The organism is Stenotrophomonas sp. TWI587, assembly GCF_039674145.1.
Classification (GTDB): domain Bacteria; phylum Pseudomonadota; class Gammaproteobacteria; order Xanthomonadales; family Xanthomonadaceae; genus Stenotrophomonas; species Stenotrophomonas maltophilia_AY.
Window position 1 is genome coordinate 1 of sequence record NZ_JBDJMW010000006.1, and the last position, 13,422, is coordinate 13,422.

11 protein-coding genes and 4 tRNA genes are annotated in these 13,422 nt (G+C 65.2%); 1 reads left to right on the top strand and 14 read right to left on the bottom strand.

Features of this window, described 5'->3' with window-relative positions; translation table 11 throughout:
* The 6 genes from ABE464_RS11250 to ABE464_RS11275 all read right to left on the bottom strand — a co-directional run.
* On the bottom strand, positions 1–333 hold a 333-nt coding region (locus ABE464_RS11250), incomplete at its 3' end, for a GTP-binding protein (RefSeq protein ID WP_346472022.1).
* A gap of 41 nt (positions 334–374) precedes the next feature.
* Positions 375–450, bottom strand: a tRNA-Thr gene (locus tag ABE464_RS11255).
* A gap of 47 nt (positions 451–497) precedes the next feature.
* Positions 498–571: transfer RNA gene (locus tag ABE464_RS11260), tRNA-Gly, on the bottom strand.
* 28 nt (positions 572–599) lie between these two features.
* Positions 600–685, bottom strand: a tRNA-Tyr gene (locus tag ABE464_RS11265).
* Between the two features lie 138 nt (positions 686–823).
* Complete coding sequence (locus ABE464_RS11270; protein ID WP_346472023.1) at positions 824–1,837, bottom strand: isoaspartyl peptidase/L-asparaginase; 1,014 nt, start codon at positions 1,835–1,837, stop codon at positions 824–826.
* Positions 1,838–1,948: 111 nt separating this feature from the next.
* Entirely contained in the window at positions 1,949–2,926 is a 978-nt protein-coding gene (locus ABE464_RS11275) for a cyanophycinase (RefSeq protein ID WP_346472220.1), read from the bottom strand.
* A 207-nt stretch (positions 2,927–3,133) separates the two neighbouring features.
* Here ABE464_RS11275 and ABE464_RS11280 point away from each other — a divergent pair, with 207 nt between their 5' ends.
* The gene (locus tag ABE464_RS11280) at positions 3,134–5,881 is read left to right on the top strand and encodes a TonB-dependent receptor (protein WP_346472024.1); all 2,748 of its coding nucleotides are present in this window, start codon (positions 3,134–3,136) and stop codon (positions 5,879–5,881) included.
* Positions 5,882–6,452: 571 nt separating this feature from the next.
* Here the strand turns inward: ABE464_RS11280 and ychF are convergent.
* The 8 genes from ychF to ABE464_RS11320 form a co-directional block, all read right to left on the bottom strand.
* Positions 6,453–7,544 carry a redox-regulated ATPase YchF gene (gene ychF / locus ABE464_RS11285; RefSeq protein ID WP_088434937.1) on the bottom strand — a complete coding sequence of 364 codons (1,092 nt, stop codon included), beginning with the start codon at positions 7,542–7,544 and terminating at the stop codon, positions 6,453–6,455.
* A 52-nt stretch (positions 7,545–7,596) separates the two neighbouring features.
* A complete protein-coding gene (gene pth, locus ABE464_RS11290; RefSeq protein WP_346472025.1) occupies positions 7,597–8,175 on the bottom strand; it encodes an aminoacyl-tRNA hydrolase in 579 nt (192 codons plus the stop codon).
* An 80-nt stretch (positions 8,176–8,255) separates the two neighbouring features.
* Positions 8,256–8,870, bottom strand: a complete 615-nt coding sequence (locus ABE464_RS11295) for a 50S ribosomal protein L25/general stress protein Ctc (protein ID WP_346472026.1) — start codon at positions 8,868–8,870, stop codon at positions 8,256–8,258.
* Positions 8,871–8,974: 104 nt separating this feature from the next.
* Entirely contained in the window at positions 8,975–9,934 is a 960-nt protein-coding gene (locus ABE464_RS11300; protein ID WP_026070235.1) for a ribose-phosphate diphosphokinase, read from the bottom strand.
* A 136-nt stretch (positions 9,935–10,070) separates the two neighbouring features.
* Positions 10,071–10,147: transfer RNA gene (locus tag ABE464_RS11305), tRNA-Gln, on the bottom strand.
* Positions 10,148–10,156: 9 nt separating this feature from the next.
* Positions 10,157–11,026: a 4-(cytidine 5'-diphospho)-2-C-methyl-D-erythritol kinase gene (gene ispE, locus ABE464_RS11310; RefSeq protein WP_346472027.1), complete on the bottom strand. Its 870-nt coding sequence runs from the start codon at positions 11,024–11,026 to the stop codon at positions 10,157–10,159.
* Positions 11,023–11,682, bottom strand: a complete 660-nt coding sequence (lolB, locus tag ABE464_RS11315) for a lipoprotein insertase outer membrane protein LolB (RefSeq protein WP_346472028.1) — start codon at positions 11,680–11,682, stop codon at positions 11,023–11,025. Before lolB ends, ispE begins: the two co-directional genes overlap by 4 nt.
* Complete coding sequence (locus ABE464_RS11320) at positions 11,679–13,367, bottom strand: tetratricopeptide repeat protein (RefSeq protein WP_346472029.1); 1,689 nt, start codon at positions 13,365–13,367, stop codon at positions 11,679–11,681. The genes lolB and ABE464_RS11320 overlap by 4 nt, the downstream gene beginning before the upstream one ends.
* Between the last annotated feature and the right edge of the window lie 55 nt (positions 13,368–13,422).

A 13,422-nucleotide genomic window follows, 5' to 3' on the forward strand; every position in this document is an offset into this window, starting at 1 on the left:
GCCGTCAGCAGCCGAACAGACCAGGATCGCGCCGTCCATCTGGGCAGCACCGGTGATCATGTTCTTGACGTAGTCAGCATGGCCCGGGCAATCGACGTGGGCGTAATGACGTTCGGTGGATTCGTATTCGACGTGCGCGGTCGAGATCGTGATGCCACGTGCCTTTTCTTCCGGCGCGGCGTCGATCGCGGAGTAGTCCTTGAACTCACCGCCAAAGCGCTCGGCACCGATCTTGGTCAGTGCGGCGGTCAGCGTGGTCTTGCCGTGGTCAACGTGACCGATGGTGCCGACATTGACGTGCGGCTTGGTGCGCTCGAACTTACCCTTGGCCATGGCTGCTTATCTCGAAATCGTCTGAATTGGTAGCACTTAGATGGTGCTCACGAAAGGAATCGAACCTTCGACCTCCTCCTTACCAAGGAGGTGCTCTACCGACTGAGCTACGTGAGCGAGTTTTGTATTATGGCACGAATTTGAATATATTCAAACTCATTCAATGGAGCGGGAGACGGGGATCGAACCCGCACCATCAGCTTGGAAGGCTGAGGTTCTACCATTGAACTACTCCCGCATCGGAAGCTCTTGCCACAACATGAAACTGGTGGAGGGAGGTGGATTCGAACCACCGAAGGCGTAAGCCAGCAGATTTACAGTCTGCCCCCGTTGGCCGCTTGGGTATCCCTCCTTACCACCCTGTCCCGTGGCGCCGAAGCGTTTTCGGTGTGGGGTGGAAGAGCCGTGAATTTTGGGGATAAACGGGGGTTCTGTCAACAACCTTTTTGAATTTTTTCACACGAATCTGCAATAGCCTTGCCGGGACAGGCTATTGGCCTGGCAACGGCAGGGTTTCGCTGGCGAAGATCGCCACGTGTGGCACGCCATCGACCCCAATCCAGCCGCGATACATGCCCTGGGTGTTGAACGGCGTCGCTGCGCGACCGTCGGCGGAGAGCACGATCGCCCCGCCATCGCCGCCGAGTGCGGGAATGCGTTCGTTGATCACGGCACGCCCGGCTTCCACCGGCCCCTGCTTGAGGTACTGCATGCGTGCGCAGATATCGTGCGCGGCCGCCGTGCGGATGTAGTACTCACCCCAGCCCGTGCCCGACACGGCGCATCCCGCATCGGCGTAGGTGCCCGCACCGATGATCGGTGAATCGCCGACGCGGCCGTAGCGTTTGTTGGTCATGCCACCCGTGGACGTGCCTGCGGCGAGTTTGCCGTCCTTGTCGAGTGCAACCGCGCCGACCGTGCCGAAGTGGCGCGCCGTTTCCAGATCCGCGTGCGCCTGCCCGCTGGCCTCTTCCTTCAGCGCTTTCTGCAGCTGCTGCCAGCGCTTGTCGGTGCGGAAGTAGGACGGATCCACCAGGGTGATGCCCTGGCTGGTGGCAAAGGCCTCGGCGCCCTGCCCGACCATCATCACGTGCGGGGAATGCTGCATCACCGCTTCGGCGAGCTGGATCGGGTTGCGCACACGCTGCACCCCGGCCACCGCGCCAGCCTTGAGCGTGGCGCCATCCATCAGTGACGCATCGAGTTCATTGCGGCCATCGTGGGTGAACACTGCACCCTTGCCTGCATTGAAGGTGGGATCGTCCTCAAGCACCGTGATCGCGGCGGTGACCGCGTCCAGCGCAGGCTTGCCGGCGGCCAGCGCGGCGTGGCCTCTCAACAAGGCCTGCTGCAAGGCAGCGCGCGCGGCCTTTTCCTCGGCTGGGGACAGATCCTTGCGCTCCACCCCTGCCCCGCCATGTATCACCAGTACAGGCTCGGCGGCGACAGCGGCCAGCGGGAGCGACAGGCACAGCGACAACACCACCACAGCAGAACGCGACATGGGCAGGCACTCTCAAGGGACGAGGCCTCATCATGGCACGCGCGGCGGGCCACCCACGCGCGCGGCCGTGCCCTCACAACACGCTCAACAGCATCCACGCATGGCGTGGATCTACCGGCGCAGCTGCAGGTGTCCCTTACGGATATCGGCCGTGACCTGGAAAGCGGCATCCTCCACTTGGAAGTCATCCAGATGGAGACGACTGGCCGCGCCCACCCCGGTCACCGGGATGGCGTGGAAATCCAGCGGTTGGCCGTCGCGCAGGCGATCGGCCGCGCGTTGCGGCATGACCAGCCAGGCATAGCCGCCAGCGCGGCTGAACACCCGGCCGGTGCCATCGGCCTCTACGCACAAGGCGGTGTCCTCATCCACCCCCAGGCCAACCATGTCCTGCAGCCCGCTGCGCTGGGCCGCCCGCGCCACGAACACGATCAGGCGGCCGAGCCGGTCGCGCTTCCCGAAATGGGTATCGGTGACCACGTTGGCCAGATACGGCATGGTCAGGAAATCGGTGTCCAGGGTGACCGCCGCGCCCATCGGATCGCGCAGGGCGCGGCGGGAGGTCACGCTGCCGCCGTCCAGGGCGCCGTAGCTGTAACCGCCCAGGATGGCCAGGCCGGCACTGGTGCCGGCGATCGGACGGCCTGCGCGGACGTGGGCGTTGAGCGCCTCGTTCACTGCCGTGCCCTTCCAGAAACGGATGTAGCGGGACTGGTCGCCGCCGGCGATGAAGATCGCATCGGCTGCAGCGATCACGCCCAGCACTGCCGGGTCGTCGGCGGCACGGCGGCTGTTGAACACCAGGGTCTGCACCGAGGCCACCCCGCCGATCTCCCGGTAAAGGCGGTCCTGAAGCTCATCGGCGCCGGAGGCGCGCAGGATCACCACACGGCCATGACCTGCACGATCCAACCACCATTGGAAGGCGGCCGGCACCCATTTGCCGCCGCCCATCAGCATCATTGCCGGCTCGGTGTGGCTGGCCCGCGGCGCGTCCAGGGCGCCGACCTCGTAATAGCGGTACCCGGGGTCATTCAGTGGCCGCGGATCCTGGGCATGGAGAGGGAGCGACGCCGCTGAGAGCAACAGCCACAGCAGAAGCGGGACCGGACGGAAACCCTTGTGCACATTGACCTCCCTGAACAAAAAGGGTGTGTAAGCGCTTTCACTCTTTGCCAGAGAAATTGGCAGTGGTCAACCCCGTAAAAAAGGCGTTAAATGCGCGCCGTCCATTCACGAAATGTGAATGGGGGACAGGCTTCCCCTGAGGCCGACACTTTCTTCTCGAGAATTCTCATGCGTAAACAGGCGATGGCGTGGTCGATCCAGCTGGCGTTGATGGGTGTGGCCGCAACTGCGGGTGCCCAGACGCCCGCCCCCGGGGTGCAGCAACTGGATACGGTGCAGGTCACCGGCTCGCGCATTCCGCGCGCGCAGGTGGAGGGGCCAGCCCCGGTCACCGTCATCACTGCCGAGCAGATCCAGGCCAGCGGCTTCACCAGCGTGCCGGACGTGCTGCGCTCGATGACCCAGAACGGCGGTGAGACCCAGAGCCAGCAGTCCTCCAGCGGCGCGGACTTCTCCCCCGGTGCGCAGCAGGTCGACCTGCGCGGCCTCGGCCCCAACCACACCCTGGTGCTGGTCAACGGCCGCCGCATCGCCGATTTCCCGATGCCCTTCCAGGGCCGCAGCAACTTCACCGACGTCTCCAACATCCCGATCGGGATGATCGAGCGCATCGAAGTGCTGACCGGCAGCGCCTCGGCGATCTATGGTTCTGACGCGATCGCCGGCGTGGTCAACTTCATCCTGAAGAAGCAGGTGGATGGCACCACGGTCGACATGCGCATGGGCACCACCAGCGAAGGCGGTGGTGAGTCCTTCGACATGAGCATCGCCAGTGGCTTCGACGCCGGCCGTTTCAGCGCGGTCTACAGCCTGGAGCTGCAGTCGCAGACCCCGCTGTGGGCCTATGAGCGTGGCCAGCAGGATTCCACGCTGGACGCGCCGACCGAGAGCGCCCGCGCCTTGCGCCGCGCCTACCTGCGCACCGACTACAACGACGACTACCTGGACCCGGGCCAGGCCACCTGCGATGCGCTGGCCGGCCAGAACAACGGCAGCACCCAGTACGCCGAGCGGGCGCGGTATGGCTTCTACTGCGGCAGCGACAAATCAATCGGTTACGGCACGATCCTGAGCAAGCGCCGCGGTGCCAACGGCTATGCCTCGCTGCGCTACGCCTTCGACAACGGCGCGGAATGGTTCGCCGATGTGCAGATGGGTTACCACGACCTGGCGCTGATGCGCGATGTCACCCAGTGGGGCCGCATGGCCGCCGACGGCAATGAGGACGGCTACTTCTACAACCAGGCCACCGACCAGGTGGAGTTCTGGCAGCGCCAGTTCTCCCCCGAGGAAATGGGCGGACTCAACAACGGCATGGTGCGCAGCACCCAGAAGACCTTCAGCGTGACCACCGGCTTCAAGGGCGCGCTCGGTGCGGACTGGGAATACGAGGCCTCGCTGAGCCACTCGCAGTACCAGTCCAGCATCCGCTGGCCGCAGATCATCGCCGCCAAGGCCAACGCGCTGTTCCTGGGCGAGCAGCTGGGCGAGTACACCGATGACGATGACAACGTGTTCCCGGTGTTCAATGCCGATCCAGCGCGGCTGTACCGGCCGCTGAGCCGCAGCGAGTACGATTCGATCGCCGCGCGCACCACCTATACGCCGAAGTCGCGCACGGAAACGGCCGCGTTGACCCTGACAAACGGCGAGTTGTTCGAGCTGCCGGGCGGCAAGGCCGGCTTTGCCGTGACGGCCGAGTTCGGCAATCAGTCCTATGCACTGAATCCGGACCCGCTGGCCACGCAGTACTACTACTACAGCTGGAAGGATTCGGACGGGCACGGCAGCCGCAACCGCTGGGCCACCGCCGCCGAACTGCGCCTGCCGCTGCATGACACCTTCAACGTCAGCCTGGCCGGCCGCTTCGACCAGTACCGTTATTCGGGCAACACGATCGGCAAGGCGACCTGGAGCGGCGGCCTGGAGTGGCGCCCGATCGATACGCTGCTGGTGCGCGGCTCCTACGGCACCGCGTTCCGCGCGCCGGACCTGCACTACGTGTATGCCGGCCCGGGCAATGATGAAACCAGCGCCAACGATTACTACACCTGCGCGGTGGACGGCGGCGATGACTGCTCGGATTACGAGGAGAACCTGATCCGTACCCGCGAGGGCAACCGCCAGCTGGATCCGGAGACCAGCACCTCGTGGAGCGCGGGCTTCGTGTGGTCGCCGGCAGCGGGCCTGGACCTGTCGGTGGACTGGTTCGACATCGACATGCGCGACCAGGTGCAGGACATGGATGTGAGCACCATCCTGCGCGACGAGGCGGCCTGCCGCCTGGGCGACGCGGACGCGGCGTCGCCGACCTGCGTGGATGCCATCAGCCGGGTTACCCGCACCAGCGACGGCCGCCTGTATGGCGTGCACGTGAGCCCGATCAACATCGCCCGCGAAACGACCCGCGGCATCGATGTGGGCCTGCGCTACCGCTTGAGCACCGGGATCGGTGACTTCATCCTCAGTGGCAACCACACCTGGGTGAAGACGCACGATTTCCAGCAGTTTGAAGGCGATGTGGTCGAGGACCAGTTCGCCATCAACAGCGGTTTCGACATTCCCCGCACCAAGACCAGTGCGAGCGTGACCTGGGAGAACGCGGCGTGGTCGGCGACGCTGTACGGTTCACGCCTGGGCAAGCTGCCGACCTACGACAGCTACGACCAGAGTTTCGATCCGGACAGCGGCGACAGCCCGTGGATCGGCGCGACCTACCGCTACAACGTTTCGCTGCAGTACCGCTTCGATGATCATTCGCGCCTGTCGCTGTCGGTGGTCAACATCGCCAACAAGCTGCCGCCGAAGGATGTGACGTATACGCCGTATCCGTACTACGACGTGTCCTGGTTCGACACCGTGGGCCGGACGATCAATCTGCAGTACACGCACAAGTTTGGCGGTACGGCGCTGTAAGCGCCGCTTCCGCTGGTCAGGTGGGATCAAGGACGGAGGCAGTGCCTCCGTCCTTTTTTTTGCTCTGCGGTCGCTGGTCGGCGTCACCCGTTGCCGGGTGCGCTGTCTTTGTTTTCCACATGCGGCGTGGAAAGCCATGGGGGTTTGGTGTGGACAAGTGCATGCAAGCCATGCAGCGCAGTGCTTTCAGGCTGTGGTGATTTTTTGTCCAGGCGTCCATCGCGGTTTTCCACACACACCGTGGAAAGCGATGGGGGTTTGCTGTGGACAACCCTGTGTGAGCGATGCACTGCAACGGTTTTCAGCGGTGGTCAGAAATTGTCCATCTCGCTTGCGGGCGGGTCAGATGGGTTGCCGGCCAGCGGCCGGCACTACCGCGCGCGGGTTTTCCACATGGTGCGTGGAGAGGCGTGGGGGTTTGTTGTGGACAAGTGAGGCGGAGGCATACCAGGCAAGTGTTTCGATGCCTGGTCATTTTTTATCCAGCCCATTTCTGGCGTGGAATGCACCCGCCACAAACGCAAACGCCCCGCTCAAGGCGGGGCGTTGCGGACCTCAACGTGCGACGGAATCAGACGTTGAAGCGGAAGTGCAGGATGTCGCCTTCCTGGACACGGTATTCCTTGCCTTCCAGGCGCAGACGGCCCGCTTCCTTGGCACCGGCTTCGCCCTTGTACTTGATGAAGTCGTCATACGCGATGGTTTCGGCGCGGATGAAGCCCTTCTCGAAGTCGGTGTGGATCACGGCAGCGGCCTGCGGGGCGGTGGCACCCTTGCGCACGGTCCAGGCGCGGACTTCCTTCACGCCAGCGGTGAAATAGGTCTGCAGACCCAGCAGCTGGTACGCGGCGTAGATCACGCGGTTCAAGCCCGGCTCGGACAGGCCCAGGTCGGCCAGGAAGGTATCGCGGTCTTCGTCGTCGAGCTGGGACAGCTCTTCTTCGATCGCGGCCGACACCGGCACCACCTGCGCGCCTTCCTCGGCGGCACGGGCGCGCACGGCGTCCAGGTGCGGGTTGTTCTCGAAGCCGTCTTCCAGCACGTTGGCGATGTACATCACCGGCTTGAGGGTCAGCAGGAACAGGTCACGGACCAGCGCCTTTTCTTCCTCGTCCAGGCCGGCCGTACGACCGGCCTTGCCGTCGGCCAGTGCGGCCTGCAGTTTGGCCAGCACCGGCTTGCGGGCCGCCGCTTCCTTGTCGCCACCCTTGGCAGCGCGCTCGGCGCGGTTCAGCGCCTTCTCGACGCTGTCCAGATCGGCCAGGGCCAGTTCGGTATCGATGGTGTCGATATCCGACAGCGGGTCGACCTTGTTGTTGACGTGGATGACGTCGGCATTCTCGAAGCAGCGCACCACGTGGGTGATCGCATCCACTTCGCGGATGTGGGCCAGGAACTTGTTGCCCAGGCCTTCACCACTGGCCGCGCCGGCGACGAGGCCGGCGATGTCGACGAACTCCACCGCGGTCGGGATGACCTTCTGCGGGTTGATGATGGCGGCCAGTTCGTTCAGGCGCGGATCCGGCACCGGCACGATGCCGACGTTCGGTTCGATCGTGCAGAACGGGAAGTTGGCCGCCGCGATGCCCGCCTTGGTCAGCGCATTGAACAGGGTCGATTTGCCGACGTTGGGCAGACCGACGATGCCGCATTTGATACCCATCTTTGACAACCTCTGGGGTGGTAGGTACCGACCGTTGGTCGGTACACCGTGGTTATTTCGGGGTGTGGAGGCGCTTCATCGCCTCACTGTAATCGCCGGATACCGCCAGCGGCAGCACGTCGATCGCATCTTCGATGGCATGACCGATCAGCACATCATCATCCTTGCTGGCACGCCCCAGCACCCACGGGACCACGCGGTCCTTGTGGCCGGGATGGCCGATGCCGATGCGCAGGCGGTGGAATCTGCCGTGGCCCAACAGACGGATGGTGTCGCGCAGGCCGTTCTGGCCGCCGTGGCCGCCATCGAACTTGAGCCGCGCCACGCCGGGCGGCAGATCCAGTTCGTCGTGCGCCAGCAGGGTTTCCTCCGGCTCGATCTTCCAGAAACGCTGTGCCGCGGTGACCGATTTGCCACTGAGGTTCATGAAGGTGGCAGGCTTGAGCAGCCATACCGGCTGGCCGGCGATGTCGACCTTGGCGGTCTCGCCGAACAACTTGCTGTCCACGCTCCAGCGCGCGCCGGCCTGTGCGACCAGGGCGTCAATGAAACGAAACCCGGCATTGTGCCGGGTCTGGGCGTGCTCGGGTCCGGGATTGCCCAGACCAACGATCAATCGCAATCCTGTCATTACTCTTCTTCGTCGGTACCAGCCCTGTGCCGGTACATACAGAAACGGCGCCTGCCCCGAAGGACAGGCGCCGCAATCACTTACTCTGCAGCCGGCGCTTCGTCGGCAGCTTCTTCCTTGCCGAGCTTGGCGGTGACGATCGCATCGTCATGGTCCTTGCCCTGGGCCAGGGCCGGGATCTCGACGCCCTTCGGCAGCTTGATGTCCGACAGGTAGATCACATCGCCAGCCTTCAGGTCGGCCAGGTCGACGTCGATCGATTCCGGCAGGTCCTTCGGCAGGCAGGTGACGGTCACTTCCTTCAGTTCGTGGGTGACCACGACGTCGGCAGCCTTGCCGGCAGCCGAGGTGTCTTCATTGATGAAGTGCAGCGGGACGTTGGCGGTCAGCGCTTCGTTCTCGTTCACGCGCAGGAAATCCAGATGGATGATCAGCTGCTTGAACGGGTGGCGCTGCATGTCACGCAGCAGCACCTTGGTGACCTGGCCGTCCAGGTTCAGGTCCAGGATGGACGAGTAGAACCACTCGTTCTGCTGTGCCAGCCAGATCTGGTTGTGGTCCAGGTTGATGTTGATCGGAGCGACGTCGCCGCCGTAGACGACGGCCGGGATCACGCCGGCGTGACGCAGGCGGCGGCTCGCACCCTTGCCCTGCACGTCACGAGCGGTGACCTTGATTTCATGATTCTTGGACATTGTTTTACTACCAGTTGATGCCTCGCCCTGCGGCGAAGCGGTGAGGAGACATCCGCGACCAGATGCCCCCGGAACCCGTCCGCCGTTGCCGGCGGTCGGAAAAATCAATCCACGTACAGCGAGCTGACCGACTCGCCGAAGGCGATGCGGCGCATCGTCTCGGCCAGCATTTCCGCCACGCTGAGCTGGCGGATCTTGCTGCACACCCGCGCCTCTTCACGCAGCGGGATGGTGTCGGTCACCACCAGCTCATCGAGCTGGGAGTTGTTGATGTTGTCCACCGCCGGGCCCGAGAGCACGGCGTGGGTGCAGTACGCGGCAACCTTGAGGGCGCCACGCGCCTTCAGGGCGGCAGCAGCCGCACACAGGGTGCCGGCGGTATCGACGATGTCATCGACCATCACGCAGGTCTTGCCCTCGACGTCACCGATGATGTTCATCACGGTGGAGACGTTGGCACGCGGGCGGCGCTTGTCGATGATCGCCAGATCGGCATCGTCCAGGCGCTTGGCGACGGCGCGCGCGCGCACCACACCGCCCACGTCCGGGGACACCACGATCAGGTTTTCCGTACCGTAGGCGCGCCAGATATCGGCGAGCAGCAGCGGCGAGGCGTACACATTGTCCACCGGCATGTCGAAGAAGCCCTGGATCTGATCGGCATGCAGATCCACCGTCAGTACCCGGTCAGCCCCGACAGCGCTGAACATCTTTGCGGCCACCTTGGCGGTGATCGGCACGCGCGAGGAGCGCATGCGGCGATCCTGGCGCGAGTAACCGAAATACGGCACCACGGCGGTGACACTGTTGACCGAGGCGCGCTTGAGCGCATCGATCAGGACCAGCAGTTCCATCAGGTTCTCGGCGCTGGGTGCGCACGTCGGCTGGATGACGAAGACGTCCTGCTTACGGACGTTTTCCTCGATCTCGACCTGCACTTCACCATCGGAGAAGCGCGACACCAATGCCTTGCCAGGCCGCACCCCCAGTTCCTTGCAGATGCTCTGCGCAAGGCGCTTGTTGGCGTTGCCGGAAAATACCAGCAGGTTGGGGTGTTCTTGCATCATGACGGTCTCGGGCGGGAGCGATTGGCGGAGAACTGGGCCGCCGGCACCCGAGGGTGTCTGCGGTGACAACACTGCGGCGTATTCACCGCGCCCGCGCAGACATGCGCATGGAGTCGCGGCAGATATCCGCTAGTGGCAGGGGCGGGAGGATTCGAACCTCCGAATGCCAGGATCAAAACCTGGTGCCTTGGGCCTCTTGGCGACGCCCCTGCATCAAAATCAGTAACGCTCGAGTACATCAAGCAGTGGCGAGCGCTCCACGCCCGCAGCCACCCATGCCCGCAGTTCCTTCGGCAATTGCGCCAGGCCCTGCTCTGCAGCAGCGCGCGTGGCGAACTCGACGAAACAACCGCTTCCCGACCCGGTGAGTCGTGCCCGGCCGATACTGCTCAACGCTGCGAGCACTGCCTCTACGGCAGGTTCGCGACGGCGCAGGACCGGCTCGAACGCATTCCCGAGCAAAGACCCGGAAGCGAAGTCCGCTATTTTCGCCACTGGGGCATCCCGCGTCAAATCCGGTGATGCGAAAAGTGCGGGCGTCGGCACGTGAACGCCCGGGTGGACCAGTACGAACCACGCCGGTGGCAGGGCGATCGGGGTGAGCAGTTCACCCACGCCTTCGGCCCAGGCGTTGTGCCCGCGCACGAAGACCGGCACGTCCGCACCGAGCTGCAGGCCCAGCGCGGCCAGCGCATCCACGTCCAAGCCGGCGCGCCACAGGCGGTTGAGCGCGACCAGTACGGTGGCGGCATCAGACGAACCGCCCCCGAAGCCACCACCCGCCGGGACGACTTTTTGGATGCCGATGTCGACACCTTGAGAGACGTTCGCCGCATTTTTCAACAGGTGTGCCGCGCGAATGGCCAGATCATCGGACTCGGCAACGCCGGCCACGGAGATGCCTTCACGCCTGATCCCGCCATCGTCGCGCACGCGCAGATGGATCCGATCGCCCCAGTCGAGCAGGCGGAACACGGTCTGGAGCTGATGGTAGCCATCCGGACGGCGGCCGGTGATGTGCAGAAACAGGTTCAGCTTGGCCGGGGCCGGCCAGGTCGACCCGCCGTCGAACGCATCCAGCGTACTCATGGGCCGGCCAGCACCCAGCTGTCGACCACCAGGCGGACCTTCGCGTCACCATTGACCGCTTCAATCCGGCGCGGGAGCACCGGACGACCGACGTCGGCCGGGTACCAATCCAGGTACTGGATCTCCCAGCCCATCTGCTGGAGGCGACGCGGGCGCCCCTCGCCGTCGCGCTCGATCAACTCGGCCGGGGCAGCATCGGCGACCAGACCGCGCACCCAGTCCGGCAGCTGGTTGACGGGGATGTCCCAGCCGGTGGCCTCCAGCAGGACCTGCTGGGCATCCTCGCCTTCGCGCGTGCCGCCTTCCAGGCCTTCCAGACGGCCGCCCTCGTGATGGCTGTCGCCGGTCAGCTTCCAGCTTTGCCGGGTGACCGGCGCGCTGAGCTCGACCACATAGCCGGCCGCCTGCTGCTGCCAGTCGATGCGGCCGCTGCCGCCATTGCGGCCTTTGCTGATCGCCACCCGACCCTGGAAGGACCAGGCCGGCTGCGCACGCACGGCCGCAACGCGCTCTGCCTCTGCCTGTTGCGCAGCGGCCGATACCGCGGTGACCACGGTCGGGGCGGACGGCGCTTTGCGCTCATCCAGCGACACACAGGCGGAGAGCGACAACGCCACGGCCGCGGCGAACGCGGCCTTCAGGGATAACAGATTCATACGCCGTATTTCTCGATCACGCGCTGCAGGGCGCGGTTGTCCGGGTCGAGCTTGCGGGCCTCTTCAAAGAAGTGGCGCGCCTCGTCCTTCTTGTTCAACACCCACAACACCTCGCCCACATGCGCGGCGATCTCCGCATCCTTGGCCAGGGTCCACGCGCGACGCAGCTGCACCAGTGCTTCTTCGTTGCGGCCCAGGCGATACAGCACCCAGCCGTAACTGTCGACGATGGCGGCGTTGTCCGGCTCGGCCACGCGCGCGCGGTCGATCAGCTCCAAGGCTTCCTGATAGCGCTGCGTGCGGTCGGCCAGGGTGTAGCCGAGCGCGTTGAGCGCGGCGATGTTTTCCGGATCGGTGACCAGCACCTTGCGCAGGTCGGCCTCGGCGCGCGGGATGTCGTCGCGGCGCTCCCAGGCCAGCGCGCGGGCATACAGCAGCGCGTTTTCATCCGGGTAGGCGGCCAGGCCACGGGCCAGCGCGTCCAGTTCGCCGGCATCGTCGTTGCCTCGCTGGCGCAGCTCTGCCTCCAACAGGTAGGCATCACGGCGGGCATCGTCATCGACGGTCGCATCGGACTGGATCGCGTGCACTTCGGCCAGCGCCTTGTCGGTGCGGCCCAGTTCGTTCTGTGCATTGGCCGCCCGCAGGCGCGACTCATCGCGCTCCGGGCCACCGGGCACGCTGTGGTACCAGTTGACCGCTTCCTCGTAGCGCTTGAGGTACTCGGCGATCTTGCCCAGCAGCAGGCGCTGGGCCGGATCCGGCTTGGTCGCCTTCCGGGAGAGTTCGGTATACAGGGCCAGCAGGCCGGGATCGTCTTTCTGCTTGGCCAGCAGCGAGGCCCGCATGCCATAGGTCTGCACATCCTGCGGGCCGACCGCCAACACGCGCTCGGCCGCGGCGGGCTGACCCATCAGGTCGTAGGAGATGGCCACCGCGTTGCGCAACTCGGGGTCCTGCGTCGTCTTGGGCTCCACGCCCTTCAACAGGGCCAGCGCCTCGTCGGTCTTGCCGGCCTGGTTGAGCTGGCTGGCATGCAGCAGGGCCACGCGCGGCTCATCCGGGAAGCGTTTGACCACCTCATCGACCATGCGCCGGGCCAGCTCGGGCTGTTCCATGCGCATCGCCAGGCGGCCGAACTCCTGCCAGACCTCCAGCCGGTCAGGGATGGCATTGGCATCCACCAGCTCGCCCAGCACTTGGGCGGGGACCTTGGGATCACTGCCACCGCTGATCAGGGCGCCGATCGCGAACTTCCACGCGGTCGGATCAGGATCCTTGAGCAGCGCCTGCAGCTCGGTGCGGGCGGCCTTCACCTTGTTCTGGCGCATGTCCAGCGCGGCGGTGCTGCTGCGCATGGCCAGTGAGCGCGGCGCACGCTGCTCCCACAGGGCCAGCGCGCGGGCGGCGCGCTTGTCATCGTTGGCCAGCATGGCGATCCGGGAGGCGCGCTCGGCCAGGCCGGCATCGCCTTCACTGGCCTCGGCCGCTTCCAGGTACCAGCGTGCGGCGTCGCCCAGTTTGCCTGCCTGCAGGGCGAATTCGCCCGCCATGACCGGGGCCAGGGGGACCGCCTCGGCCGCGCTGCTCTTGGCCTTCGCCGGGGCTGCCGGGGGGGCGGCCAGGGCGTTGGCGGTGAACAAAGACAGCAGCAGAACGCTGGAGATGCGAATCAATGCGGGCATCGGGGGCATCTGAGCCTTAAAATGACGACTTGAATGGCCAGCAGCTTATCGCAAG

What these genes read in the sequence shown, in the direction of transcription:
- pth (WP_346472025.1), bottom strand. Translation starts at nt 8,175, where the DNA reads ATGACAGGATTGCGATTGATCGTTGGTCTGGGCAATCCCGGACCCGAG.
- lolB (WP_346472028.1), bottom strand. Translation starts at nt 11,682, where the DNA reads ATGAATCTGTTATCCCTGAAGGCCGCGTTCGCCGCGGCCGTGGCGTTG.
- ychF (WP_088434937.1), bottom strand. Translation starts at nt 7,544, where the DNA reads ATGGGTATCAAATGCGGCATCGTCGGTCTGCCCAACGTCGGCAAATCG.
- ABE464_RS11320 (WP_346472029.1), bottom strand. Translation starts at nt 13,367, where the DNA reads ATGCCCGCATTGATTCGCATCTCCAGCGTTCTGCTGCTGTCTTTGTTC.
- ABE464_RS11295 (WP_346472026.1), bottom strand. Translation starts at nt 8,870, where the DNA reads ATGTCCAAGAATCATGAAATCAAGGTCACCGCTCGTGACGTGCAGGGC.
- ABE464_RS11280 (WP_346472024.1), top strand. Translation starts at nt 3,134, where the DNA reads ATGCGTAAACAGGCGATGGCGTGGTCGATCCAGCTGGCGTTGATGGGT.
- ispE (WP_346472027.1), bottom strand. Translation starts at nt 11,026, where the DNA reads ATGAGTACGCTGGATGCGTTCGACGGCGGGTCGACCTGGCCGGCCCCG.
- ABE464_RS11300 (WP_026070235.1), bottom strand. Translation starts at nt 9,934, where the DNA reads ATGCAAGAACACCCCAACCTGCTGGTATTTTCCGGCAACGCCAACAAG.
- ABE464_RS11270 (WP_346472023.1), bottom strand. Translation starts at nt 1,837, where the DNA reads ATGTCGCGTTCTGCTGTGGTGGTGTTGTCGCTGTGCCTGTCGCTCCCG.